General features: G+C 35.2%; 21 protein-coding genes and 1 rRNA gene. 20 read left to right on the top strand and 2 right to left on the bottom strand.

Annotation, left to right across the window (positions count from 1 at the left end; translation table 11 throughout):
- The 7 genes from rrf to JEOSCH030_RS04795 form a co-directional block, all read left to right on the top strand.
- Positions 1-94: ribosomal RNA gene (gene rrf, locus JEOSCH030_RS04825) — 5S ribosomal RNA — on the top strand; the annotation flags it as partial.
- A gap of 101 nt (positions 95-195) precedes the next feature.
- Entirely contained in the window at positions 196-657 is a 462-nt protein-coding gene (gene tsaE / locus JEOSCH030_RS04820) for a tRNA (adenosine(37)-N6)-threonylcarbamoyltransferase complex ATPase subunit type 1 TsaE (protein ID WP_185125485.1), read from the top strand.
- Positions 638-1,270 carry a tRNA (adenosine(37)-N6)-threonylcarbamoyltransferase complex dimerization subunit type 1 TsaB gene (gene tsaB / locus JEOSCH030_RS04815; RefSeq protein ID WP_185125484.1) on the top strand — a complete coding sequence of 211 codons (633 nt, stop codon included), beginning with the start codon at positions 638-640 and terminating at the stop codon, positions 1,268-1,270. The genes tsaE and tsaB overlap by 20 nt, the downstream gene beginning before the upstream one ends.
- Complete coding sequence (gene rimI, locus JEOSCH030_RS04810) at positions 1,249-1,701, top strand: ribosomal protein S18-alanine N-acetyltransferase (protein WP_407929465.1); 453 nt, start codon at positions 1,249-1,251, stop codon at positions 1,699-1,701. Before tsaB ends, rimI begins: the two co-directional genes overlap by 22 nt.
- Positions 1,694-2,722, top strand: coding sequence for a tRNA (adenosine(37)-N6)-threonylcarbamoyltransferase complex transferase subunit TsaD (gene tsaD, locus JEOSCH030_RS04805; RefSeq protein WP_185125483.1), 1,029 nt, complete (start codon positions 1,694-1,696; stop codon positions 2,720-2,722). The genes rimI and tsaD overlap by 8 nt, the downstream gene beginning before the upstream one ends.
- A gap of 251 nt (positions 2,723-2,973) precedes the next feature.
- A complete protein-coding gene (abc-f, locus tag JEOSCH030_RS04800; RefSeq protein ID WP_185125482.1) occupies positions 2,974-4,425 on the top strand; it encodes a ribosomal protection-like ABC-F family protein in 1,452 nt (483 codons plus the stop codon).
- 53 nt (positions 4,426-4,478) lie between these two features.
- Positions 4,479-4,916 (top strand): VOC family protein, encoded by a 438-nt coding sequence (locus JEOSCH030_RS04795; protein ID WP_235962221.1) that lies wholly within the window; start codon positions 4,479-4,481, stop codon positions 4,914-4,916.
- A gap of 438 nt (positions 4,917-5,354) precedes the next feature.
- Here JEOSCH030_RS04795 and JEOSCH030_RS04790 read toward each other — a convergent pair whose 3' ends face one another.
- Positions 5,355-7,277 carry an ABC-F family ATP-binding cassette domain-containing protein gene (locus JEOSCH030_RS04790; RefSeq protein ID WP_185125481.1) on the bottom strand — a complete coding sequence of 641 codons (1,923 nt, stop codon included), beginning with the start codon at positions 7,275-7,277 and terminating at the stop codon, positions 5,355-5,357.
- Between the two features lie 127 nt (positions 7,278-7,404).
- Here JEOSCH030_RS04790 and JEOSCH030_RS04785 point away from each other — a divergent pair, with 127 nt between their 5' ends.
- The 13 genes from JEOSCH030_RS04785 to JEOSCH030_RS04725 all read left to right on the top strand — a co-directional run bounded on the left by JEOSCH030_RS04785 (position 7,405) and on the right by JEOSCH030_RS04725 (position 22,945).
- On the top strand, positions 7,405-8,037 hold the full coding sequence (locus JEOSCH030_RS04785) for a redox-sensing transcriptional repressor Rex (RefSeq protein WP_185125480.1): 633 nt from the start codon (positions 7,405-7,407) through the stop codon (positions 8,035-8,037).
- A 42-nt stretch (positions 8,038-8,079) separates the two neighbouring features.
- Entirely contained in the window at positions 8,080-8,307 is a 228-nt protein-coding gene (locus JEOSCH030_RS04780) for a twin-arginine translocase TatA/TatE family subunit (RefSeq protein WP_185125497.1), read from the top strand.
- Positions 8,308-8,355: 48 nt separating this feature from the next.
- Positions 8,356-9,105 carry a twin-arginine translocase subunit TatC gene (gene tatC, locus JEOSCH030_RS04775; RefSeq protein ID WP_185125479.1) on the top strand — a complete coding sequence of 250 codons (750 nt, stop codon included), beginning with the start codon at positions 8,356-8,358 and terminating at the stop codon, positions 9,103-9,105.
- A gap of 17 nt (positions 9,106-9,122) precedes the next feature.
- A complete protein-coding gene (locus JEOSCH030_RS04770) occupies positions 9,123-10,595 on the top strand; it encodes a glycoside hydrolase family 32 protein (RefSeq protein ID WP_185125478.1) in 1,473 nt (490 codons plus the stop codon).
- A 120-nt stretch (positions 10,596-10,715) separates the two neighbouring features.
- Positions 10,716-11,552, top strand: coding sequence for a MurR/RpiR family transcriptional regulator (locus JEOSCH030_RS04765; protein WP_185125477.1), 837 nt, complete (start codon positions 10,716-10,718; stop codon positions 11,550-11,552).
- A gap of 153 nt (positions 11,553-11,705) precedes the next feature.
- Positions 11,706-12,872 (top strand): LPXTG cell wall anchor domain-containing protein, encoded by a 1,167-nt coding sequence (locus tag JEOSCH030_RS04760; RefSeq protein ID WP_185125476.1) that lies wholly within the window; start codon positions 11,706-11,708, stop codon positions 12,870-12,872.
- A gap of 162 nt (positions 12,873-13,034) precedes the next feature.
- Positions 13,035-14,183 (top strand): beta-aspartyl-peptidase, encoded by a 1,149-nt coding sequence (gene iadA / locus JEOSCH030_RS04755; RefSeq protein WP_185125475.1) that lies wholly within the window; start codon positions 13,035-13,037, stop codon positions 14,181-14,183.
- A gap of 12 nt (positions 14,184-14,195) precedes the next feature.
- Positions 14,196-15,629, top strand: coding sequence for a Na+/H+ antiporter NhaC (gene nhaC, locus JEOSCH030_RS04750; protein ID WP_185125474.1), 1,434 nt, complete (start codon positions 14,196-14,198; stop codon positions 15,627-15,629).
- A 147-nt stretch (positions 15,630-15,776) separates the two neighbouring features.
- Entirely contained in the window at positions 15,777-16,745 is a 969-nt protein-coding gene (locus JEOSCH030_RS04745; RefSeq protein ID WP_185125473.1) for an asparaginase, read from the top strand.
- A 179-nt stretch (positions 16,746-16,924) separates the two neighbouring features.
- Entirely contained in the window at positions 16,925-17,638 is a 714-nt protein-coding gene (locus JEOSCH030_RS04740) for a WxL domain-containing protein (RefSeq protein ID WP_185125472.1), read from the top strand.
- An 88-nt stretch (positions 17,639-17,726) separates the two neighbouring features.
- Positions 17,727-18,749 carry a DUF916 and DUF3324 domain-containing protein gene (locus tag JEOSCH030_RS04735; protein WP_185125471.1) on the top strand — a complete coding sequence of 341 codons (1,023 nt, stop codon included), beginning with the start codon at positions 17,727-17,729 and terminating at the stop codon, positions 18,747-18,749.
- 13 nt (positions 18,750-18,762) lie between these two features.
- Positions 18,763-21,789 (top strand): autotransporter outer membrane beta-barrel domain-containing protein, encoded by a 3,027-nt coding sequence (locus tag JEOSCH030_RS04730; RefSeq protein WP_185125470.1) that lies wholly within the window; start codon positions 18,763-18,765, stop codon positions 21,787-21,789.
- Positions 21,790-21,889: 100 nt separating this feature from the next.
- Positions 21,890-22,945, top strand: a complete 1,056-nt coding sequence (locus tag JEOSCH030_RS04725; protein WP_185125469.1) for a tartrate dehydrogenase — start codon at positions 21,890-21,892, stop codon at positions 22,943-22,945.
- Between the two features lie 358 nt (positions 22,946-23,303).
- Here JEOSCH030_RS04725 and JEOSCH030_RS04720 read toward each other — a convergent pair whose 3' ends face one another.
- Positions 23,304-25,004 carry a M3 family oligoendopeptidase gene (locus tag JEOSCH030_RS04720; RefSeq protein ID WP_185125468.1) on the bottom strand — a complete coding sequence of 567 codons (1,701 nt, stop codon included), beginning with the start codon at positions 25,002-25,004 and terminating at the stop codon, positions 23,304-23,306.
- Between the last annotated feature and the right edge of the window lie 17 nt (positions 25,005-25,021).

Raw genomic sequence — 25,021 nt, 5'->3', positions numbered from 1 at the left:
GCCACACCTGTTCCCATGTCGAACACAGTAGTTAAGCTCTCCAGCGCCGATGGTAGTTGGACTGACGTCCCGCAAGAGTAGGACGCTGCCAGGCTAGATTAACGTAATATGGATGCGATGAGCCGCATTGAGACCTTTCGAGGTCTCTTTTTTTGTATTATAATTAATAATAAAATCCTTTAAGGAGATTTTTTGATGTATACTTTAGAGCTTAATTCATTAACAGATACAGAACGCTTTGCAAAGATACTATCTGAACAAATAGAAGCAGGTACTGTCATTTTACTAAGTGGAGATTTAGGAAGTGGAAAAACCACATTTACACAATACTTTGGGAAATTTCTAGGTGTTAAAAGACATATGACATCTCCAACCTTCAACATCATTAAATCATACAAAGGAATATATACAATTCATCATATGGATTGTTATCGACTAGAAGATAGTGATGAAGATTTAGGTTTTGATGAATATTTTAATGATCTGGATATAGCAATCGTTGAATGGCCACAGTTTATCGAAGAATATTTACCAGAGGACTTTATCTCTATAGAATTATTATATATAGATGAAAGTAAAAGAGAATTAAAAATGAAAGCACAAGGTAATAATAACCTTGAGATAGTAGGTGCCGTTTATGATCAGTTTACTTCTTGATACGTCGAATCAAGCTCTATCAGTGGCAGTTAATCGTGATAAAGAGGTCGTAGCAGAAATTAACACAAACTATAAAAGAACACACTCAGAAACACTCTTAGAAAATATCAATAAAGTCTTAGAAATAGCAGATCTAAAAAAAACAGATATAGATAGAATCATTGTCGCAAAAGGTCCAGGCTCATATACAGGTTTGAGGATTGCTGCAACAGTTGCTAAAATGCTTGCTAAAGGCTTAAATATCCCATTATACTCTGTCTCTTCTCTTTTTGTACTTGCTGCTTCAGAACGATTTGATGGCTCTGTAACAGCACTCATAGATGCAAGGAGAGCACATGTTTACACTGCGAGCTACGACTTTAAAAATGGTAAAGTAGAAACAATAGCAGAACCAACTTATCAGATGTTTAAAGAAGAAGATAATACACAGTACTTTTTAAATGACAATGAAAAGAGAACAATTGATATCGTGAATTTTATCAATGTAACACCGAGAATTTCACGTGTAGAGCAGTTTGAGAATATGCTAAATCTAGAAGATGCGGATTTGTTCACACCGAATTATTTACGCATTTCGGAGGCGGAAAAAAATTGGCAGGACAAACAAAAATAAGAACAATGCAGCTTGAAGACTTAGATGCTGTATTAGAAATTGAAAAAGAAGCATTTAAGGATTCTACTTGGACCATAGAGGCGTATACAAGAGAGTTGGTAATGAATCAATTCGCTCATTACTTTATTTTAGAAGAAGATGGAAATATAGTAGGCTACACAGGTATTTGGTTAGTGATCGACCACTGTCAAGTAACCACAGTGGCTATAAAGAAATCTATGAGAGGTAAAGGATATAGCCATTTACTAATCAACCATATCAAGGATTTTGTCAGAGGCCAGGCGGATACTATTTCTCTAGAAGTGAGAGTAGATAATACGCCGGCTCTCGCACTGTATGAAAAAAGTGGCTTTAATTATGGTGGAATACGGAAAAATTATTACGGAGAAGGGCTTGATGCACACGTGATGTGGGTGAACATTGATGAATAAAGATATAAAAATACTAGCAATTGAAACAAGTTGTGATGAAACAGCTGCAAGTGTAATTCAAAATGGCAGTGAAGTTTTATCAAATGTTGTTGTCAGTCAAATAGAGAGCCATAAGCGTTTTGGTGGTGTCGTTCCGGAAGTTGCATCCAGACATCATGTGGAAGCTATTACTAATGTGATAGAAGTCGCTATGACTGAAGCAAATTTAAAACCTAGTGACTTAGATGCTGTTGCGGTAACAGAAGGACCAGGTTTGATTGGTGCCTTATTAATTGGTATTAATGCTGCTAAAACTTACGCTTTTGTACATGACTTACCGTTAATTCCAGTTCATCATATTGCAGGGCACATTTATGCCAGTCAACTCGAAGCACCACTGCAGTTTCCTTTGATGTCTCTTGTCATATCCGGTGGACATACTGAACTTATTTACATGAAAGATCATATGTCTTTTGAAATCGTTGGAGAAACTAGAGATGATGCGGTCGGAGAAGCCTTTGATAAGGTGGCAAGAGTTATTGATTTACCTTATCCCGGAGGGCCACACATCGATAAACTGGCTCAAACAGGTGAAGATACTTTTGACTTTCCAAGGGGATTAATTAAAGAAGATACTTATGACTTTAGTTTTTCAGGTTTGAAATCAGCGGTCATTAATAAACTTCATAATTATCGCCAAAAAGGCATTGAGATTAATAAAAACGATGTAGCAGCAAGCTTTCAAAAAAGTGTTGTTGATGTGCTGACAGACAAAACTTTCCGAAGTATGGAAGATTATAAGGTTAAAAACTTAGTCATAGCAGGTGGAGTTGCTGGAAATAGTGAAATACGTGAAGAGTTCTCTAAGCTTTGTAACGCACGCGATGTAAAACTACACATTCCTAGTCTGAAATATTGTACAGACAATGCAGCTATGATTGGTGCAGCTGCTTATCATTTGTATTTTAAAGATCATAGGGCAGACCTTACTTTAAATGGTAGAAATTTTATCGATATAGAAGAGTATGAATTTACAAGCTAGCATAAAGACAAAAACTTTGTTATAATGTATGTAAATAATTTTAAGGAGTGAAAAAAATGGGAATCCCTCGTATTTGGACTGCATTTTTGAATCGATAATTAAATAAATTCAAAAGTCTTGTCCAAACTATATTTTTAAAGGGATTAGTATGTCCATTTTTAACTCTATAAATAGTACGGTTAAGACAGCTTAAAGCTGTCTTTTTTAATGCCTAAATATAGTTTGCAAGCTCATAAGGAGTGCAAATTATAATGAATGATTTAACTATAAAATTAAAAGATATATCAGTAAGTTTTGGCAATAAGGATATCTTCGATATCGATGAATTATCTGCCTATGTTAATGATCGAATTGCAATTGTAGGTAAGAATGGGTCGGGTAAATCGACCTTATTAAAATTACTCGCGGGTGAATTAGAAGAGTATAGTGGTCAAGTTCAAAAGGAAAACGAATTTAACTACTTTAAACAAATAGAAGAATCAACATACAAAAGTGATAATGATATGGACTTTGAAATGTTGAGTCGCTTAAATGTTCCAGACAATGAGGGAATGAGTGGCGGAGAACAGACAAAATTTAGAATCGTCAAAGCTTTATCGAACTATCAGCTAGGACTATTACTTGATGAACCAACAACGCATCTAGATAAGGAAAGTATTGATTATCTCATAGAAGAATTGAGATATTATTACGGCACTTTAATTTTTGTCAGTCATGACCGATATTTCATTAACCAACTTGCAAGTAAAATATGGGAAATATCTGATGGTTCTATAAGAGAATTTAACGGCAATTATGATGATTATATCGAAGCGAAAGAAAAAGAAGAATTAGAACAAGCGTACGAGCATGAAAAAATGATAAAAGAAAAAGAAAGACTTCAAGCTTCTATAGAAGAAAAATCTGCTAAGGCTGAAAAACTCGCTGGAAAAGCTAAAGGTAATGACATTAAGCCAAGTCGCTTAGCGAGCTCAAAACAAAAAGATACAGTGCAAAAACAAGCTTTTAAAGCAGTAAAAGCTATGGAAAGTCGCTTAAGTCAGTTAAAAGAAACATCTTCACCACTAGCGACTAAAGAAGTTCAGTTCCCTATGTCTAAAGACTTAGAAATGCATAATAAGTTTCCGATTATGGGAAGAGATGTCTCAGTTACTAGAGGCGAAAAATTACTGTTAGACCAGGTTAGTTTTCAATTCCCATTAGGAAGTACCATTGCTATTACAGGCAGTAACGGTTCAGGAAAGTCTAGCTTCTTGAATGATCTAATCAATGAAAAAGAAGGATTTGAACTTTCTCCAAAAGTGAAATTTGGCTTTTACAAACAGATGGACTACAAATTACAGGGAGATTCCTCAGTTCTAGACTTTCTTTTAAATCAATCGAAGTTATCTGCTGATAGAATTAGAGCTGTTTTAATCAACCTAGGTTTCACAATCGATGAAACTCTTAAACCTGTAAATAAATTGAGTGGTGGAGAAGCGACTAAAGTATCTCTAGCACTAATGTTTGTCGAACCATCTAATGTGATTATTATGGATGAACCGACGAATTTTATCGATATAAATACAATAGAAGCTTTGGAGAAATTTATTGATGCTTATACAGGCACAATTATTTTGACTTCTCATGATAAATATTTTGTTAATAGAGTCGCTGATTATGTTTACAAAATCGAAAACCAAAATTTAGTTGAAGTTCGTTAAAAACTCTTAAATAGGGTATGTAAGGATGTAAAAACTATTTTGGGAGTGAGTCGATGATTAAAAATGTCCAGTACTTTAATTTTGCGGATGCCCTTGGCGCTTTAAAGTTCTATGAAGAAAAATTTGGAGCTACAGAAGTTGAAATAGCATTAGCGTCTAATCCAATGTTTAAAGATGGCTTAGAACAAATGGGTATGACAGAAGAAGAAGCTGAAACGTTTGTGATGAATGCCTCGTTTAAGATTTTAGACCAACCATTCATGGTAAGCTCGACTTGGGGACAAAAAGAAATCGATAACTCAGGAGCCATCAACGTCTTTACCTTTGATTCAAATAATGAAGAAGAAGTTAAAGTAATTACAGATTTTTATAACAGAGCAGTTGATGCTGGTTGTGAAGTGACTATGGAACTAGGTCCAACAGAATGGTCATCTCACTTCGGCGGTGTTAAAGATCCATATGGTGTAGAGTGGATGTTTAACGGAGAATAAGTAGAAAAAAGCTGGGATATAAGTCCTATAGATATAGAAAAATAAGCGATGATAAATTAAAAGCCGGACGTTAGACTTCTAGGGGGAATAGCATCTGCGTGAGACTACAGGCTCACGCGATGCCCCTGAAAAGCTAACGTCCGGCTTATTTATTATGGGAAAGTTTTATCTCAATTATTTTTTTCGAACACTTATTCACTTAATATTGCGTTTGGCTTTGAAGTTACATGTCAAGATAGAACGTACGTTTTGTCCACAAACTGTGGATAACTTGTGCATAAAAAGCAGATACTTGTGTATTACTTTGTGTATAAGTCTGTTAATAAGTATGTATTTTGTGGATAACTATCTGAAAATCTGATGAAGCCAACTTTTTGTCTGTGGATAACTTATTTTTCGAGAATTGTAAATTTCCCCCGAACATAGGGTTAACTTGCTTTAATAATTCTCTATTTCAGAAAGTTTATCTTCAGCTTTCTCCCATTCTGCCATGGCTTTTTCTATACTCTGATTAACCTGCTCTAAACGTTCATTTAATTCCTGAGCTTTTTCATAATCGTTAAATACTTCTGGTGCCACCAATTTATCTTCTATAGTATCGAGCTCAATTTCTAACTTCTGGATTTCATCCTGTAGTTCCTCACTTTGACGTTTGATGCGTTTCATATCGTTACGTCTTTGTTTCTGGGCTTGATAATCAAGTCCAACTTCTTCTTTTTTCTCGGTAGTTTCAACAGGAACGCTAAATTCTAATTCTTTTTTCTTATGCAAGAAGTAGCTATAATCTCCATTAACTAGTAGTACCTTATGCGGTTCAATTTCCATGACACGGTTAGCAATTTTATCGATAAAGTAACGGTCATGGGAAACGACAATAATCGTGCCTGGGAAATTTTCTAAGGCTTGTTCGAGTACTTCTTTTGAATCGATATCTAAGTGGTTGGTCGGCTCATCTAGGATGAGGAGATTATTTTCTTCTAACATCAATTTTGCGAGTTGAATTCTCGCTTTTTCTCCACCACTTAAATCGTTAACTCTTTTCATTACATCGTCTTGTGTGAAGAGAAAACGGCCTAAAATTTTTCTGACGTCACTTTCTTTCATCGAAGGATAATCTTTCCAAAGCTCTTCTAACACTGTGTTTTGGGATACAAATTCAGCTTGCTTTTGATCGTAGTAGCCGATAGTCACATTCGTCCCATATTGTATGTCGCCACTCAGTTTTGGAATGATTTTGGCAATAGTCTTAGCTAGTGTAGATTTACCGATACCGTTAGGACCTAAGATCGCTAGACGTTCTCCCTTATCGAGATTAAAGGATAAGTCTTTTCTTAGAATTAAATCTTCATAACCAATAGTAAGGTCCTTAACTCTTAAAACGTCGTTTCCACTTTCCCTTTGAATAGTAAACCTAAAATCGGCACTAGAGCGATCGATAAATGGCTTGTCCATCTTATCCATCATTTCTAGTTTTTTCCGTCTATCCTTTGCCATACCTGACGTTGATGCTCTAGCGATATTTTTATCGATAAAGGTTTCAAGGCGCTTGATTTCGCTTTGTTCTCTTTCATATTGCTTCATTTTAAGGCGATAATTTTTTTCTTTCTCTTTGACGTAACCACTGTAGTTAGTGTGATAAAGTGTCCCTCTCTCGAGTTCAAGTTCAAAAATCTTATCAACTGTACGGTCGAGGAAGTAGCGATCATGACTGATAATCACAACTGCACCAGAATAGTTTTTCAAGTATTGTTCGAGCCATTCTACAGTTTCCATATCTAGATGGTTGGTTGGCTCATCTAAGAGCAGTAAGTCTGGACGGTGAAGCAGCATCTTCCCAAGAGCTAGTCGTGTTTTTTGACCACCTGAGAAATCATCAACTTTCTTGTCTAAATCACTGTCTGTAAATTGTAAGCCGAGTAAGACGCTACGGATTTGTGCATCGACCGTATAACCATCCAAGCGTTCAAATTCTAATTGAATCGTTTCATAACGTTTTAATTGCTCATCGTAATCATTATCTGTATATTCATGACTACTGAGCCATTCTGCAATTTTCACCATCTCATCTTGCATTTTTAAGATGTGAAGAAAAGGTTTTTCCATCTCTTTCTTAACTGTCTCGCTTGATTCTAATGTCATCTGTTGAGACAGGTAACCGTGATTGACATTTTTAGGCATAGATAAAGTACCCGAATCATAGGTTAGTACATCTGCCATTACTTTCATCAAGGTGGACTTACCCGCACCATTCTTTCCAACGATACCTAAAGTTTCACCTGACTTAACTTCTAAATCTATATGTTCAAAGATGGTATTTGTACCATACGCTTTTGAAATATTTCCTAATTGTAAAAGTATCATGATATCTGACCTCATTTCTCTTATAATTTTACATGATAAATTGACAAATTTCGACATGATAAAGCCATGTTCGCCTATATATATTATGGTATAATGGGAAGAACAGAATTATAGAGGTGAAAAGGGAATGGTAAACAAGAAAAAAATCCCTAATGCAACTATGAAGCGATTGCCACTCTATTATCGTTATTTTAAACAAGAAGAACACAACGGTAATGACAGAGTTTCATCAAGACAAATTTCAGAGGCATTAGATATTGATTCAGCAACCATCCGCCGGGATTTTTCCTACTTTGGGGAACTTGGAAGAAAAGGATATGGCTATAATGTCAGTAGTCTTTTAAAATTCTTCCTAGAGCATATTCAGGGCAATGATGTAAAAAATGTTATTTTAGCTGGAGCAGGGAATCTCGGAAGCGCATTGTTGAACTATAAATTTGCCAACATTCATGATAAAATGAACGTAGTTGGTGCTTTTGACAACAATAAAGCACTCATTGGAAAGAAAATAAATGGGATTGAGATCTATAGCGTCGACGACTTAGAAAGAATCATCGAGATAGAAAACGTGGAAGTTGCTATTATGACTGTGCCAATGGAAGCGGGTCAAGAAACTGCTGATCGTTTAATTGAAGCAGGCATTAAAGGTATACTTAACTTCACACCTATCCGACTGAATACAACTCCAGATGTCACAGTACATAGCATTGACTTAGGAGTCGAACTGCAGGCGTTATTTTTCCAAATGAAAATCAAATAGGAGGGGTATAAAATGATAGATATTCTTTTACCAAATACACTTATGGCTGTTACGCCAGTTAGTTTAATTGTCATCGCAGTAGTTGCCCTAATCATTTTTGGACCAAAAAAATTACCACAATTTGGTCGTGCAGTAGGTTCTACACTTAAAGAATTTAAGGATGCAACTAAGGGACTTGCAGAAGATGACGATGATGACGACAAAACAAATAAATCAGATGATACTGTCGCAAAAAAAGAAGAACCAAAAAAAATTGAATCAGAAGTTTAAAATAGGGGTGGCGAAAGCCGCCTCTTTTTAAAGAGGTGAGTTTTAAATATGGATGAAGAAAGAGAGTTTACCGAGCATTTTGATGAACTAAGAAAAAGAATATTGATTGTTATGTACTTTTTTGTCGCGGCATTATTTGTCGGTTTTTTCTTTTCTAAACCTTTAATTTATAGAATGCAAAATGCACCGTGGACAGAAAATATTCAAATGCATGCTTTTCAGGTGACTGATCCTTTAAGAATATACTTAGTAGTGATAGTTATTATTGCTTTTATTATTATATTACCAGTGATTTTATATCAATTATGGGCATTTATCGCACCGGGTTTATATGAAAAAGAAAGAAAAGTCACCTTATCTTATATTCCTATTGCTATGGTTTTATTACTACTTGGAATGTCATTTGCTTATTTCATTGTTGTGCCTTATATTATTGGATTTACTTTTGATTTATCTTTTGAGATGGGAATTGAGACGACAATTGGAATCAATGAGTACTTTGCTTTCTTATTTAGAACGGTGCTCCCATTTGGTGTGATCTTCCAGTTACCAGTGATAGTACTGTTCCTAACACAATTGGGTATTATTACACCTATGTTTTTGAAGAAAAACAGAAAATATGCGTATTTTATCATGTTCGTCTTAGCAGCATTGATTGCACCACCTGACTTAATGACGCATCTGCTATTAACAGTACCGATGATTATTCTTTATGAAATTTCAATCTATGTATCTAAAATTGGCTATCGTAGATATTTAAAAGCAGAACAACAATTACTCGAAGATGAATTGAAATAAAAAGGAGGTTAACATATATGCCGAAATTATTTGAAGAAATGAAGCGACAAGAAATTGAAGAAAGATTACAGCTTGCTGAAGATTCAAAATGGAAAATGGTATATCATGTACAACCTCCTTTTGGTTTTCTAGGTGCACCAACAGGTTTTAATTACATCAATGGTATTTACCATATATTTTATGAATGGTCACCAGATGCAAGGCTAAATGAAACACCTGATTATAAGTATATCTACCATGTGACCTCTAAAGATTTGGTCACTTTTAAAAATGAAGGCATTAAAATCAGACCAGGTGGCTTGTACGACCAAGATAGAATCTACGGTGGAAGTCTGTCTAAAATATTTAATGAGATTGTTTACTTGTACAGTGGTGTAAGAGAAAAAGAAGAGGAGCATTTCATATCTCTTTTAGGTGGATATATGAATACAGACGGTAAGATTCATAAATATCCAACGCCAATAATCAGAGATTTGCCTAAAGGCAGTCAAAAATATTTTAGAGGACCTTATGCTTTTGTTAAAGATAATGAGATTGTTGTCCTCATTGGCACAATGAATGAAGAAGAATTCGGGAGAATTGCAATCTATAGAGGACCAAGCTTAGATAGGCTGAAATATGATGGGCTATTAGATACAGGCTATAAGGCTTTTGGTTACCTCTGGGAAAGTCCTGAGTTTTTTGATCTAGATATGGACTCTGTTCTTATATTTAACGCAAGAGGGCTAGATAAATTCGACAACAATTTTTGGAATATATACCAATCTGGTTATATGTTAGGTGAACTCAACAGAGCAGGTAATTACTATTTACATGATGAGTTTTATGAACTCGATCGAGGCTTTGATTTTTATCGTCCAATCACAACCTTAGATGAAAATGGCAATCGAGTGATGCTCGCTTGGATGGCAGCTGAAGAAAGTGATTATCCTTCTAAAATAGATGGTACTGTCAATGCTTTAACGATACCGAGACTCTTATCAGTTGAAGAAGATCGATTGATCCAGAAGCCACATCCGAATTTAGAGCGATATAGAGGAGAGAAAATCACAGCAGAAGGTTACTTTGGTGAGTATCCTGCAAAATTGACTGACTTCTACGGTGAAAGTTATGAATTAATCGTTAATATATTAGAGAACAATGCCTCAAGCTTACATATATATTTAAGAAAAAATGAGCGTCACGAAACCTTGATTAGCTACGACAGTGAGCGCCAAGTATTGACCTTAGATCGTACTTTTTCAGGTGATGAAATTAATAATGTAGATGGTACAACACGCAGCCTTGATTTAGAAGAGGACTTAGAAAATTTAAGAATTTTTGTTGACCAATCGAGTATAGAGATCTTTATCAATGGTGGGCGCTACACAATGACTTCTAGAATATTCCCAAGTACAGCTGCTAAAGGTGTGGAATTTGTAACGGAATTTGGCGATTGTCATATTCAATTAATACAGTATTCCTTAAATACAGACCGTAGTCTTAAATAGATAGAAAAATAAGATTATTTTAATTAAAAGAACTTATTTTTGTAACAAATTATAAGGAGTAATGATATAATTACACCATCGATATGTATGAGAAAAGCCAAGTGAGAGAGGTGTAAAGTTATGTTTTCTGTATTAAGTCAAATCAAGAAAAGATTAGAGTATATGACGCCGGTGGAACGTAGAATTGCTGACTTTATGTTGAATAACCCTAATAAGGTCATCAACATGCCGGTAAAAGAAATTGCTAAGAATTCAGAGACAAGTGATGCAGCAATTGTAAGATTTGCAAAGAGAATTGGTTTAAAAGGTATTAAAGAACTAAAGGTAGAACTGGCTAAAGAATTACACACACTTGATAAGGAAAAAATTTCACGAGTGATTGACTTAGAGAGTGACAATCATTCGGAAATTTTTGACAAAGTATTTAAAAATACAATCCAAGCGCTCTATAATACCGAAAAAATTGTCAGTCGAAAAAAGATGATCGATACTGCAGAACATATTGCTAAAGCTAAAAACACCTTTATTTTTGGTGTAGGTGATTCAGCGAATGTTGGACATGATTTAGAACAGAAACTACATCGAGTGAATATCAATGCATTTTTTACATCGGACAAATATTTGTGTATGACGAGATTGACGAATGCACAGAAAAATGATGTTCTTTTTGTGATTACTTTATCTGGTAAGACTCAAGAAGTTGTAGAAATTGTTAAACTGGCAAAAAAATTAGGTGTCTTCACAATCATACTGACTCAAAACCATTCCTCAATTGCTAAAAGAAATTCAGATATTGCTTTAGAAATCACAGAAGAAGAAACGAATATACAGTACATGAACATGACGAGTAGAATTGCACAACTCGTTATTTGTGATGTTGTTTTCTTCTACGTTTGTAAAGCACTAGGATCCAATGCTTATCAGACGATTATCAACACATATGATGTGACACATTAAGAAAGTTACATAATAATACGCGAGTATTAAGGTTCTGTAACATATACGACATTTGGTAGAAATTCTCACTATATTCCCTTATAATTATTTTGAATTACAGTGGACAAGTAAAGAGAAATGCATGTTTACTTGTGTCTCAGTGGAGGGGAAAAGATGCGCAAAAGTAAAATTGAAAAAGTGAAATTAGCTACTGTCTTAATGATGACTACGGTATTAATCCCTCACATGGCATATGCAGCAGAAAACACAGAAGACAATAGTAGTACAATGAATGAAACAAGTGTAGAAACTAATATAGAGACAGAAATTGAGAATGAAGAAACAACTCAACAAAATGAACAAACTCCAACTGATGAAGAAGAAAATAACGTAAATTCAGAAGAAAACACAGATACTGAAAGCGATGAAGAGACGACAATTTATAAAGGTGATAGTTCTAATCAACCAAGTCAAACTCCAGTTCAGCCAGAAGAGCCTGTGGATGAAAACAGAGAAGAGTCAACAGAGGAAAATCCTATAGAAGAAGAAATTCCTGAAGAGGATAATTCAGAAGATGACCTACCGAGTGATTTACCTTCAGATGATTCATCAGAAGAACCGACTAACAATGAGGACCAAACAGACGAAGGCAAGACACCTATCCTAGAGCCAGTAGATCCGTCTGATTCAGTCGAAGAAGAAGTACCAGAAGAAGCTCCAAAAGAAGATGTTCAAGTACCAGAAACAGAAGAGGGTAATCAAACAGAGAGTGAAGCGAACACTGATTATCAAGGTGGAGAAGAAAACTTCGAATCAGATTACCATGAAGAAACAGAAAGACAAACAAGTCCGAATGATGAGATTCAGGACTCACAAGTACCGGAACTACCTAATGAACAAATTGAACCTCTAGAAGAAAAGACAGAAGAAAGACCTGCCGAAGAAGCGGCTGAAGAGCCTTCAGAAAGTAGACCTGACTTAAGTAGTGATCAAGAAAGTACTAATAATGTGCAACCGAAAAAGTTATATCACTATGACTATGGTGACATTATGAATGGCATAGAGTTAACAGAAGACACTATGCAGAATGATATATCAACTTTAGATCAAAGAATATCTAGAGTGATGTCATCAAAAATACTTGAAGAAAAAAATCTGACTGAACAAGAAAAAATAGAGTTAAAAGAAAAAGTAAAAGCTGAAGAAGTGTATTCATCTGAAAGCGAAGAGCTACCTAATACAGGTGAATCAAACAATACAAACTTTGTATTAATTGCAAGCTTATCTCTTTTAGGAGTTGGCTTGTTACTTTCGTCTAAATTGTTAAAAGAAAAATATTAAATAATGCAACGCCTACTTATTATCAACCACCGAAACAAAAGGTTAATCATAAGTAGGCGTTTTTTTTATTATAATTTTCTCTTATGATTTGCCTTAAGCCAAAAATACCTTTAGTATAAAAACATGTTTTAAAAATTTAGAATTATTAGAAAGGACAATTTGATGTTAACTTTATTGAAAAATGCACAAGTCTACGCTCCAGAAAGTTTAGGAAAACAGTCAATTTTACTGATCAACAATAAGATCGGAAAGATTGGAGATGTAGATGAAACGGCAGTGAAAGCTTTGGGAGTGCCTTACAAAGTGATCGATGTAGATGGTGCACTTGTGACACCTGGTTTTATTGATCCTCATGTTCACTTGCTCGGTGGTGGAGGCGAGGGTGGTTTCGCTACTCGTACACCGGAACTTCAGCTCAGTGACCTAACCAATTCAGGTATTACGTCTGTTGCTGGTTTAATCGGAACTGATGGAACGACTCGTCATTTATCTTCTCTACTAGCTAAGGCAAGAGGTTTAGAGATTGAAGGGGTTTCTACATATATTTATACCGGAAATTATGATGTACCAACGCCAACAATTACTTCTAATGTAAAAGATGATGCGATTTTAATTGATAAAGTCATCGGTACTGCAGAAATTGCTATTGCTGATTCTCGTTCTGGACAACCGAATGTTCATGAGTTAGCAAAAATTGTTGGACAAACACGAGTGGGTGGCATGTTGAGTGGTAAAGCTGGTATTACTCACTTCCACACCGGACCAGGTAAATCTTATTTATCAATTTTACATCAATTGTTAGATGAATATGAGCTACCAGCTTCTAATATACATGTGACACACATTACAAGAAGTAAGGGCTTATTTGACGATGCGATTCGCTTAGCAAGTAGAGGGTCCTACGTCGATATTACTGCAGATCATGAGGCTTATCAGTGGGTATCTTACTATAAAGAAAATGGTGGAGATTTATCGAAACTAACAATCTCTTCAGATGGTAATGGCAGTCTACCTAAATTCGATGACAAAGGTAATCTACTTGGTCTAGGTGTCGCGAGTACACGTACCTTATTTGATCAGGTCGTTGAAACGATTAAAGATGACAGTTTATCTCTTGAAGAAACTTTAAGATTAGTGACTGAAAACACAGCTAAGGCATTGAAATTAGAAAATAAAGGGACAATTGAAGTCGATAAAGATGCCGATTTACTCGTCTTAGACCCAGAAGATTATCAAATTCAACATGTGTTCGCTAAAGGTCAACATATGTTAGAAGATGGAGAAATTTTAGTTAGAGGTACATTTGAATAAAGGGGACAGAATATGAAGAGAAAACCAAATTTATTTGAGGCATTTTCACCTATTGTTGTAATGCTATTACTATTAGCCATTGGTTTTGGGGTCTTTGATTTAAACCCTGAACCACTATTAATACTATCATCTGTATATGCGGGTTTTATCGCTTTAAGAATAGGTCTGTCTTGGTCAGATATGATGGACGGTATACAAGAAAAAGTCAGTCAGGCAATGCCTGCAATACTAATTTTAATCTCAATTGGTATTTTGATTGGGACCTGGATGATTTCAGGGACAATTCCTATGTTGATTTATTACGGCCTTGAGCTCATTAATCCATCCTATATTGTGCTAATTTCTTTTGTAGTCTCTGCTATCATTTCCATTGTAACTGGAACCTCTTGGGGTTCAGTAGGTACAGTTGGGGTTGCTTTAATGGGGATTGCGACTGGACTTGATGCGAATCTCGCAGCAACAGCAGGTGCCATTGTAGCTGGTGCATATTTCGGGGATAAGCTGTCTCCCTTATCAGATACGACAAACCTTGCACCAATAGCCGCAGGCAGTGAATTATATGAACATATTAAACATATGTTATGGACGACAATTCCTGCATCAGTGATTGCCATCATTGTCTATTTGATTGCAGGATTAAATACAACAGGAGCATCTGAAACAGAATCTGAATCAATGACCGCCATGCTCTCAACACTAAATGAAATGTTTAACTGGAATTTACTATTATTAATTCCACCAATCATTATTCTTTATGGGGCTTTAAGAAAATATCCGACCTTACCTGTCATTATCTTTTCATCCATTGTTGCAGCACTCTTAGGCATGTTTATACAAGGATTTACTTTACAAGATGTCTTTGCCTCAACTGTGACAGGATTCGATGTCAGTATGGTAAGTAAAGAAGGCTTCGATAGTTCAGTAGTGCCTCCAGAAGTCCTAGATTTAATCCACCAAGGCGGCATGCAATCGATGACAAGTGTCATCCTAATTGCCTTTTCTGCATTCGCCTTTGCAGGAATTATGACCAAATCAGGTGCTTTAGATGTCATCATTGAACAGTTACTTAAATATGTGAAACGTACAGGAGATTTAATTTTATCAACAGTATTGTCTTGTTTAACGATGGCACTAGTTACAGGTAACTCATACCTTTCAATCATCGTGCCTGGTGAGATGTTTAAAGACACTTATAAAATGAAAAACTTAGCAGCTAAAAACTTATCAAGAACACTAGAAGACTCAGGGACAGTCGTTGTTCCCTTAATCCCTTGGTCATCTGCAGGTGTATTTATGGCTGGAACCTTAGGTGTTCCAACCCTATCCTATGCACCATGGGCAGTACTGTGTTACGTCGGCTTTATATTTGCAATTATCTTAGGTTATACTGGTATTGGTATTGCTAAAGATATAAAAGAAGAGAATGAAAACTCTACAAAAGCATAAGATAATCAGAGACATCTTCAAATTTGAAGGTGTCTTATTTTTAGATAGAGAACAATCTCATAGAAAAAAATGAAATGACAGTGACGAAATATTATCTATAAATTATTGCTATAATATAGGAAATATCACATGAAAGAGGGGATGCGTATGACACATATTAAGCTACTAACAACAGGTGGTACGATTGCGAGTAAAAGAGACCCTGAAACAGGTCTACAACAGACAGGGGTAATTAGTGGAGAAGAACTGATGTCTAAACTTAATGTTGATGACAATATAAAAATCAGCGTTGAGGAAATTATTAGTGTATCAAGTAGCGCAATGACTTTTGAAAATTTAGTCACAGTGAAAGATAGAGTAAATGAATTTCTCAAAGACGAGGCAGTCGATGGTATAGTACTGACTCACGGTACAGATACACTTGAAGAGACATCGTACTTTTTAAGTCAGGTCGTTGAGTCGAATAAAGTAGTAGTTGTTACAGGATCACAAAGAGGACCAGAATTAATTGGTAGTGATGCCTATGCAAATCTAGAAGATGCCATCACACTTGCAGCAGACCCTGAAGCTAAAAAAATTGGAGTTAGCGTACTCTTTAATCAACAAATATTTAAGCCGAGATTTATAAAGAAAATTAACGCTATGAATGTTGACGGCTTTGGAGGCGGCGGTACAGGCTACCTTGGTACAGTAGACGGGCAAGATGTGAAAATTTATCAATATCCAAGACCGCATCATACATACAAAATAAAAGAAAAACTTGCAACAGTAGATATTATTAAATGTGCTTTAGATACAGATGCAAAATTTATAGACTGTGCGATTGATCATAAAGTAGATGGTATAGTTATTGAAGCTATGGGACGTGGACATGCTAATAATAAAGTTGCTGAAGGTGTGAAAAGAGCAGTCGAACAAGGCATTACAGTTGTGATTACAACAGCCTCAGAAGATGGAGATGTCAAAGTCGCTTATGACTTTTCAGGCGGTATCTCACAATTTGAAAAAGACGGTGCAATAAACGGTGGCTCTTATGATAGTAAAAAAGCGAGACTTAAGTTAGCCGTCATGCTAGGCGCTGGAGAAACAATCACTAAAGAAGATTTTTGGTATTAAGAGATAGGAATGAGAAGGTTTAGGCGTGGATACTTGGGCTTTCTCATTTTTTTGTTAAATGTGACGACATTTTGAAAACTAACTATAAAGAGTGATAAAAAGTGTAAAATAAAATTGTTTATTTTGAAAGCTAAGTATATAATATATACAAATATTGTAATCGGAGGAAAATTGAAAGAATGAAAAAACCTTTAGTTAGTTTATTGTCCCTTGCCCTAGCATTTACAGTTGTGTCGCCTAGTTTGAGTGCGGAAGGTTCAGCAGAATCACAAGCAACTGTTGAATTCACTGCTCCAACTGAACCAGTTGCTCCAGTTAACCCGGAGGATCCAACACAGCCAAACCCTGATGCTGGAGACGCAGGTAATATTACGGGTCAAGAAGGACCATTATCATTAGACTACGTGTCACACTTAGACTTTGGGAATCAAATAATATCGACGAGTCAAGAAGTTTACGAAGCAACAACTGATTTACCTTATATCCAAGTTTCAGATTTACGTGGTACAGGTGAAGGATGGGAAGTCATTGCACAAGTAAGTCACTTCAACAATGAAGGCATTGACTCATTACCTGGATCTAGTATCCAGTTGAACAACGGTGACGCTGTTTCTACATCTACAACAGATGGACCAGGAGTCACTCAAGCAATTAATTTAGAAACAAATGGAGAAGCGGCTAATATTGCCACTGCTACTGCAAAAGATGAAAGTGGAGTACTCAATACCGCTCAAGGACTTGGTACGTGGGTAATGAGATGGTTAAGCGATTCAACATCAGAAACAAATGATAATGTCACTTTAACAATACCTGGGTCATCAGCATCAGCCGGTTCACATGAAGCAACTATTACTTGGACACTAAGTTCAACACCAGATGGCACTGAAGGATAATTTATAACACTTTTACTGTAGAGACACCTCAAAGTTTTATCGAGGTGTCTATTATTTTGAAAATATTTTATAAAGAGGTGAATACATTTTGAAATCAAAAATACTAGTTTTTATAACTTTATTAATTTTTTTAATACCTAATGTTGTTCTAGCAAATACAACAGATAGTGGGGTTGTACCTTATTCTGTACAAGCAAATTTGCCTGAGAACCAAATTAATGATAATGTGTCTTATTTTGATATTGAAATGGAGCCGGGTGAAAGTCAGGATTTAGAAGTAACTGTTTATAATAGTTCAAACGAAGAATTAGAAGTGAATGTAAATAACACGATTGCATCTACAAATAGTAATGGAATTATTACATATGATGGATTAGAAGAAGGTGAGGAAGTACATGAGTCTATGAAAAATAAGTTTACAGATATATCTTCATTAGATGAATCGACTGTGAAAATTCCAGCAGGAGAGCAAAAAGTAGTAAGTTTAGAGGTAAATGCTCCTGATGAATCATTCGATGGTGTTATTTTAGGTGGTCTCTATTTTACTATGGAACCTGGAGAATCTGAAGAATCTGAAGGTGTAGCAATCCAAAATAGATATGCATATGCCTTAGCTGTTCAAATTAGAGAAGAAGGTAATGAAAATGTTGTAGAACCTGATTTAGAACTTATCGATGTGGAGGCAGGTGCTATAAATTATCGCACTGGTTTGTCTACGACATTTGGAAATTTAAGTCCTAAGATTATCAATACTTCATTTGAAGGTAGTGTGTATAGAGAAGGTGAGGATGAGCCTTTATATCAAAATATGATTGAAGAGTTTATTATTGCACCTAATGCTCAGTTTAACTTTAATGTTATGTATGATAATCATGCATTAGAATCAGGAAACTATGTGTTTAAAGCAAATGTGAAATCAGAAGATGACGAATGGAACTTTGAAGAAGAGTTTGAAATTACAGAAGAAGTTGCTGATGAGGCCAATGAAGAAGCGGTTGAATTAATTGAAGAAGCGGATAATAGCTTACAAATAATCCTAATTATTATTGGTGCTGCAATATTAATAATTCTTATAGTAATTTTATTGTTAATGGTTAGAAAGAGAAAATAAAGGGGGCTACAAATTGTATAAAAAACTGATAGCTTTAATTGTAACCCTTATAGTTTTATTACCTTTAGTAGGACAAACAGAAGCTAATGAAACAAACAATGAAAGTGAACAGTCTTGTGAAAATATAGAATTTAATATTAAGACTCCAAATATAGAAGATAAGGTCATTAAAGGAACAGCTTTCCCAATGAAAGATGTAACAATAAAAATTGATGAGAGAGAGTACCAAAAAGAAAGTAAGAAAGATGGAAAATTTGAAATTACTTTAGAAAAATCACTTCTTGAAAATCAAAAGATTAAAATAGAACAAGGCAAAAACAAGTTCGAATATACAATTGTAAAAAAAGAAGAACAAGTAAAAGAAATAGTTGAATATGAGGATGTATTTAACTGTGAAGGTTTAGTGGAAATTATTGAAGAAAAACAAGAACAAGAAGAATTAGTTGAAGATGAATCAAGTACAGAAGTAGATTCAATCGAAGCAGAAGAGGAATCAGAATCAACTTCGGAAGCAACAGAAGTTGAGAAAGAACAAGAAGAATTAGATTCTGAATCTGAAAAAGAAGTTGAGGAGAATGCTACTTCAGAACCTGAGACTTCTGAAGTAGCAGAAGATTCAACAAGAGATGAGGGTGAAGAAGAACCAGAAAAGTTAGATGATGATGTAGAAGAAACAGAAGAATCATCAGCGGATACAGACTCTCCCGAACTTGTTGAAGAAGAGACGTTAGAATCAGATACAACAGAAGTTGAGAAAGAACAAGAAGAGTTAAATAATGTTCCTGATGAAAAAACAGAGGAAGAACCTTCCTTAGAAACAGAAAACGCTGAATCAATAGAAGAAGAGTCTACATCAGATACAGAAGATTCGTCAGAAGGAGAAGCAGATGAAGCTGAAGAGACAGCAGAAGATGCTTCCTCAGAACCAGAAAATTCTGAAGGAGAAGAAGAAGAGACAGATATTGAAAATAAAGAAGATGACAAAGAAATTAAAAAAGATGCTAAAGAAAATTCAGTAAAGAAATTTGCGACAAACGCAACCCCTCAAACACAGTGGAAATCATGTCCAACTAAAGAAGAATATAATGCATCTATAAATATAGATGCAGAAAATGGACCATTTAAAAAATATATAACAGGAGACATAGTTTGTGTAACGAAGCTTTCTGAACTGAATTTGTCTGATACAGATTTAGTAGAGGCTCTTGACGATCGTAATGTAGAAGTTGTCATTATGATGAATGATTTGTCAGGAACAAGTGCTAACAATAATATTCGTTCTACCTCTGATAATGGGCAAGTAGTGCTTGATGTCAATGGTTACAGTTTAAATGTAAATAGTTTAACAAGCACTTCAAACGTGGGTATATTTGAAGTTAGAGATTCAAACGTCAAGAATTTTGTAGTGAAAAATGCTAGGAATTTAAAGACCCAGAATACAAATAGACATTCTGGTATGTTTATTGCAGAGCAAGTGGTTGATATGCATTTTGTTGATGTGAATTTCAACGTTGAGAATGATCAGAATGCAGGTATGTTTGGCTCAGGTTACCAAGCAACTTTAAACTTTCATGGTACAAACAATATTAATTCATTCAGAACTTCTACTAATGGGTATGCTATAAATTATCCATATGTGAAAGTGCATAGTAACTCTACATTGAACTTAAACGCTGGGAATGGTGGAATGAATTTTATTTCCAATAGCAGTTTTCCAAGTAACTTACCAGTTGGTCTATGGACAGGGTCTAATGCCAAAGTCAATGTAAAGACGGCCTTAAGAAGTGCATTTTTATATGAGGCAAATAACCCAGAATCATCTGGAACACATAGAATTAATTTCGACTTACACGTAGGAGTAAATTCTAGTGTCATTGCAAATAGTAATCTAGTGATAAGGGATAATGGTGAAAAACCAACAAATATAACAGTGACAGATGGTGGCTATTTAGATATATCTTCACCAACTTACTCAGCAATAGAATCCAGAGTGACAAATGTTGATGTGGCTAGTGATGGAACTTTAAATTTAAGTAAAGGAACTGGGGCAGGTTACGATTTATTAACATTAAATGGCACTAGTCATTTTAATATAGATAATCCTAAAAGTGTTGATCTGAAAAATGATAGCGGAAAATTACTTTCCACAGCGTCTAGTGACGTAACTTTTAATTTAGGGAATACATCATTACAACACTGGAATAACAATAATGGTGATCCAGCGGAAGCTCAGATTCCTATATCTAATGGTCAATTAACTTATAAGAATGGAGTAACAAACTTTACTATTAACAACCAGTCTGTATCCAAAGAAAAATATAATATTGACTTCCAAAATGTATCTAGAATGTTATTTGAAAATTATATTGTAGAAACTCCTGTGGTAGATGGGCCTATTTATGATAAAGGTACGAAGAAAGTAACTGGGAAATCCACACCTGATGCTAAGGTAAGAATGACTAATAGTAGTGACACTGAGTTCGAAGAAATAATAGTTAGTGTTAATAGTGAAGGTAATTTTGAAATAGATTTAACCAATATTGAGTTCAATATTGGTGACAAACTACATTTTACAACTATATATAATAACAATAGAGAGTCTGAGCCAGCGATAGTTGAGGTTGAAGGTAACATACTTGAGTTAATTCAACCTAAAGACATTATTTTTGAAACAACAGAAATAGATAATGAAGGTGAACGTATCATTTCAAAAACAGAGCCTGTTACTTTAGAAGTTAAGAACACTGCTAACCGAGATTTTGTACTAACAGTAAGTGCTGATGGGCCTCTTAGTTCGGATAATAGTATTTTAGAAAACAGCTTAGTATATCGTGATGGTTCAGACTTTACACCAATAGAGAATGAAGCAGTTGAGGTAAAGGGATTTGATGAACCATCAGCTTCTAACGACTATATTCAGAGTACGGTCTGGGAAAAAGGTACTGGAATTGTATTAAGGGTTAATCCATTAGAGGCAACAGCTGCTAATTATAGTACAACTTTAAATTGGGAACTATCGTCTGGACCAACTGGAGAATAATTTCTAAAAATATACCTTGTGATAGTTTTATTGATATACTACTTAAAGTACAACTGAATTTTCAGTTTTCAATTGTTAAATAAACATCGGGGTGAAGGTAATGAAGACATTAAAGATTGCAACAATTCCAGGTGATGGGGTAGGTAAGGAGATTATGCCGGAAGCGGTTCGTGTGCTTGAGAAGGTTGCTGAAGTACATGGTGGTTTGAAATTTGAATTTACAGAGTTTCCATACAGCTGTGATTATTATTTGGAACACGGTGTTATGATGCCGGATGATGGTTTAGATAGATTAAGTCAATTTGATAGTATCTTTTTAGGTGCTGTTGGAGATGCTTCTAAGGTGCCTGATCACATTTCTTTATGGGGACTGCTTTTAAAAATTAGAAAAGAGTTCCAACAAGAGATTAACATTCGTCCAGCTAAATTGTTTAAGGGGATTGAACCTAAACTATCGAATCGTAATCCATTTGATATGGTAATTGTGAGAGAGAACAGTGAAGGTGAATACAGTTCTATTGGTGGACGTATTTTTCACGACGATAATGAGATTGCCATTCAAAATAACGTGTTTTCTAAACGTGCAACAAAACAGGCAATGAACATTGCTTTTGATTTGGCAAGTAAGCGCAAAGGACTAGTCACCAGTGCGACTAAGTCTAACGGGATTTTCCACGCCATGCCATTTTGGGATGAAATTTTCAAAGAGGTGTCAGGTCAATATCCTGATATCAAAACAGAATCTAAACACATCGATGCACTAGCTGCATACTTTGTGACTCATCCGCAAGATTTAGATGTTGTTGTTGCAAGTAATCTATTTGGTGATATTCTTTCAGACCTTGGAGCTGCAATTATGGGTAGTATTGGTATCGCACCATCTGCTAACTTAAATTTAAACGGGAAGTATCCTTCCATGTTTGAACCTGTTCACGGATCTGCACCAGATATTGCGGGTCAAGGTATTGCTAATCCTATCGGTCAAATTTGGACAGCTAAAATGCTACTAGAATTTAACGGTGAGGAAGAAATTGCAGAACATCTATTGAAAGTCATTGAAGATGTTACAGCTGATGGTTATCAAACAGGTGACCTTGGTGGAAAATACAAGATGACTGAAGTTACAGATGAAATTATTAAACGATTAGGTAAATAAATTTAAATCAGGTGTGGGAATGAAACCCCACACCTGATTTTTTTGATTGTATTTGTCTATTCGCCTTAGCAATTTATGAGACTTATAGACTTTTTTAACTGATTTGTCTATTCGTCTTAGCTATTTATGAGACTTATAGACTTTTTTAACTGATTTGTCTATTCGTCTTAGCTATTTATGAGACTTATAGACTTTTTAAGCTGATTTGTCTATTCGCCTTAGCTATTTATGAGACTTATAGACTTTTCGAGCTAATTTGTCTATTCGCCTTAGTTATTTATGAGACTTATAGACTTTTTAAGCTAATTTGTCTATTCGCCTCTGATTTTAACCTGGCGAATAGACATCGCATAATCTATTACAATTTCTTATCATCAATAGAGTTCAGATAGTCATGAACTTCATCAATCACTGACTCTAGAGAACCTTCTTCAAATGGTGATTTTAAGTTTGCCAACTCAACGAGTGAATTGAACGGTAATGATCCTCCGACTTTACATAGGGCAAGGTAATCTTCCCAAGCGCCTGTAAAGTCATCTTTAGCACGTTTCCAGAACTGTAGGGCACATACTTGAGCAAGTGTATAGTCAATATAGTAGAAAGGTACTGCAAAGATATGACCTTGCTTATGCCAAAATGCTCCGGATTCTAATGGTTCAATACCATCATAGTCTGTTGATGGCAGATATTTAGCCTCAATTTTCTTCCATTCTTGACGTCTTTCTTCCGGCGTAAGTTCCGGATTTTCATAAACCACATGTTGGAATTCATCAACTGCAACACCATATGGTAGGAATGAAACTGAATCAGCCATATGTGAAAACTTAAATTTATCAGTGTCTTCTTTAAAGAAGAGTTCCATCCAAGGGTAAGTGAAGAATTCCATAGACATTGAATGAATCTCTGCAGATTCTAAAGTCGGGAAGGAATATTCTGGCACTGTAATATTACGCGACATATACGTTTGGAAAGCATGACCTGCTTCATGAGTTAGAACTTCTACATCAGCTTGTGTTCCATTAAAGTTTGAGAAGATAAAAGGCGCCTTATAGTCAGCGATTAGTGTACAATAGCCGCCGCCTTCTTTTCCTTTCTTCGCTTCAACATCAAAGAGATCACGTTCTGTCATAAATGTATAAAATTCATCTGTTTCAGGTGACAGTTCTTTATACATTTTTGCACCATTGTTCATAATATCCTTAGTTTTACCTTTAGGCATCGCATTGCCTGTTAGGAACTCAAAGTTATTATCATAGCTCTTCAAGCTATCTAAACCAATTCTTTGGCGTTGACGTTCTTTTAGCTCTGTCACTATTGGTACAACATATTCTTCAACTTGTTTTCTAAATTTCTCTACCATTTTACGATCATAATCAATTCGGTTCATGCGGATATAACCAAGTTCAACAAAGTCTTTATAACCTAGTGTCGTCGCTATTTCATGGCGCACTTTAACAAGCTGGTCATAAATATCATCGATTTCACTCATGTGATCACCCATAAAACCGTTGACTGCTAAGGTAGCATCTTTTCTAACTTGGCGATCTGGATTTTGAGTATAAGGCGCAAATTCAGATAGATTAAGTTTTTTACCATCAAATTCAATTTCTGCAGATGCTAGTAATTTGTCATATTGTGAAGTCAGTTTATTTTCTTTTTGTAATAGTTCTTTTACTGATGGATCAAATGATTTTAAAGCATTTTCTGATAGAGCAAAGAGTTGATTACCAAATCGCTCTTCAAGTTCATTTCTAAATTTACTTTCAGTAATCGCTTTACGGTATCGGTTTTGTATTTCAGTAAATGAAGGCTCATGTTCATCAAAGAATTCACGTTCTTCATCGTAGAACTTATCTTTAGTGTTGATAGAAGAACGAATCGATACCAAAGTAGCCATAGTATCTAAATGATTAAATTCTACATTTAATTTATTGATGACTGCGACTTGATCTTCCACATTTTCGCTTCGATCGAACTCCCCTAATAATTCGTCAACTGTCGATTCAAATGCATCTAAATCAGGTCTTTCATATTTAAAGTCTTTAAACTTTGTTACCATTTTTGATTTCCCCCTTT

This window comes from Jeotgalicoccus meleagridis, assembly GCF_903994045.1.
In the GTDB taxonomy this organism is placed as follows: domain Bacteria; phylum Bacillota; class Bacilli; order Staphylococcales; family Salinicoccaceae; genus Jeotgalicoccus; species Jeotgalicoccus meleagridis.
Note: the sequence above shows the minus strand (reverse complement) of the source record. Positions and strands in the feature narration are given on the sequence as shown.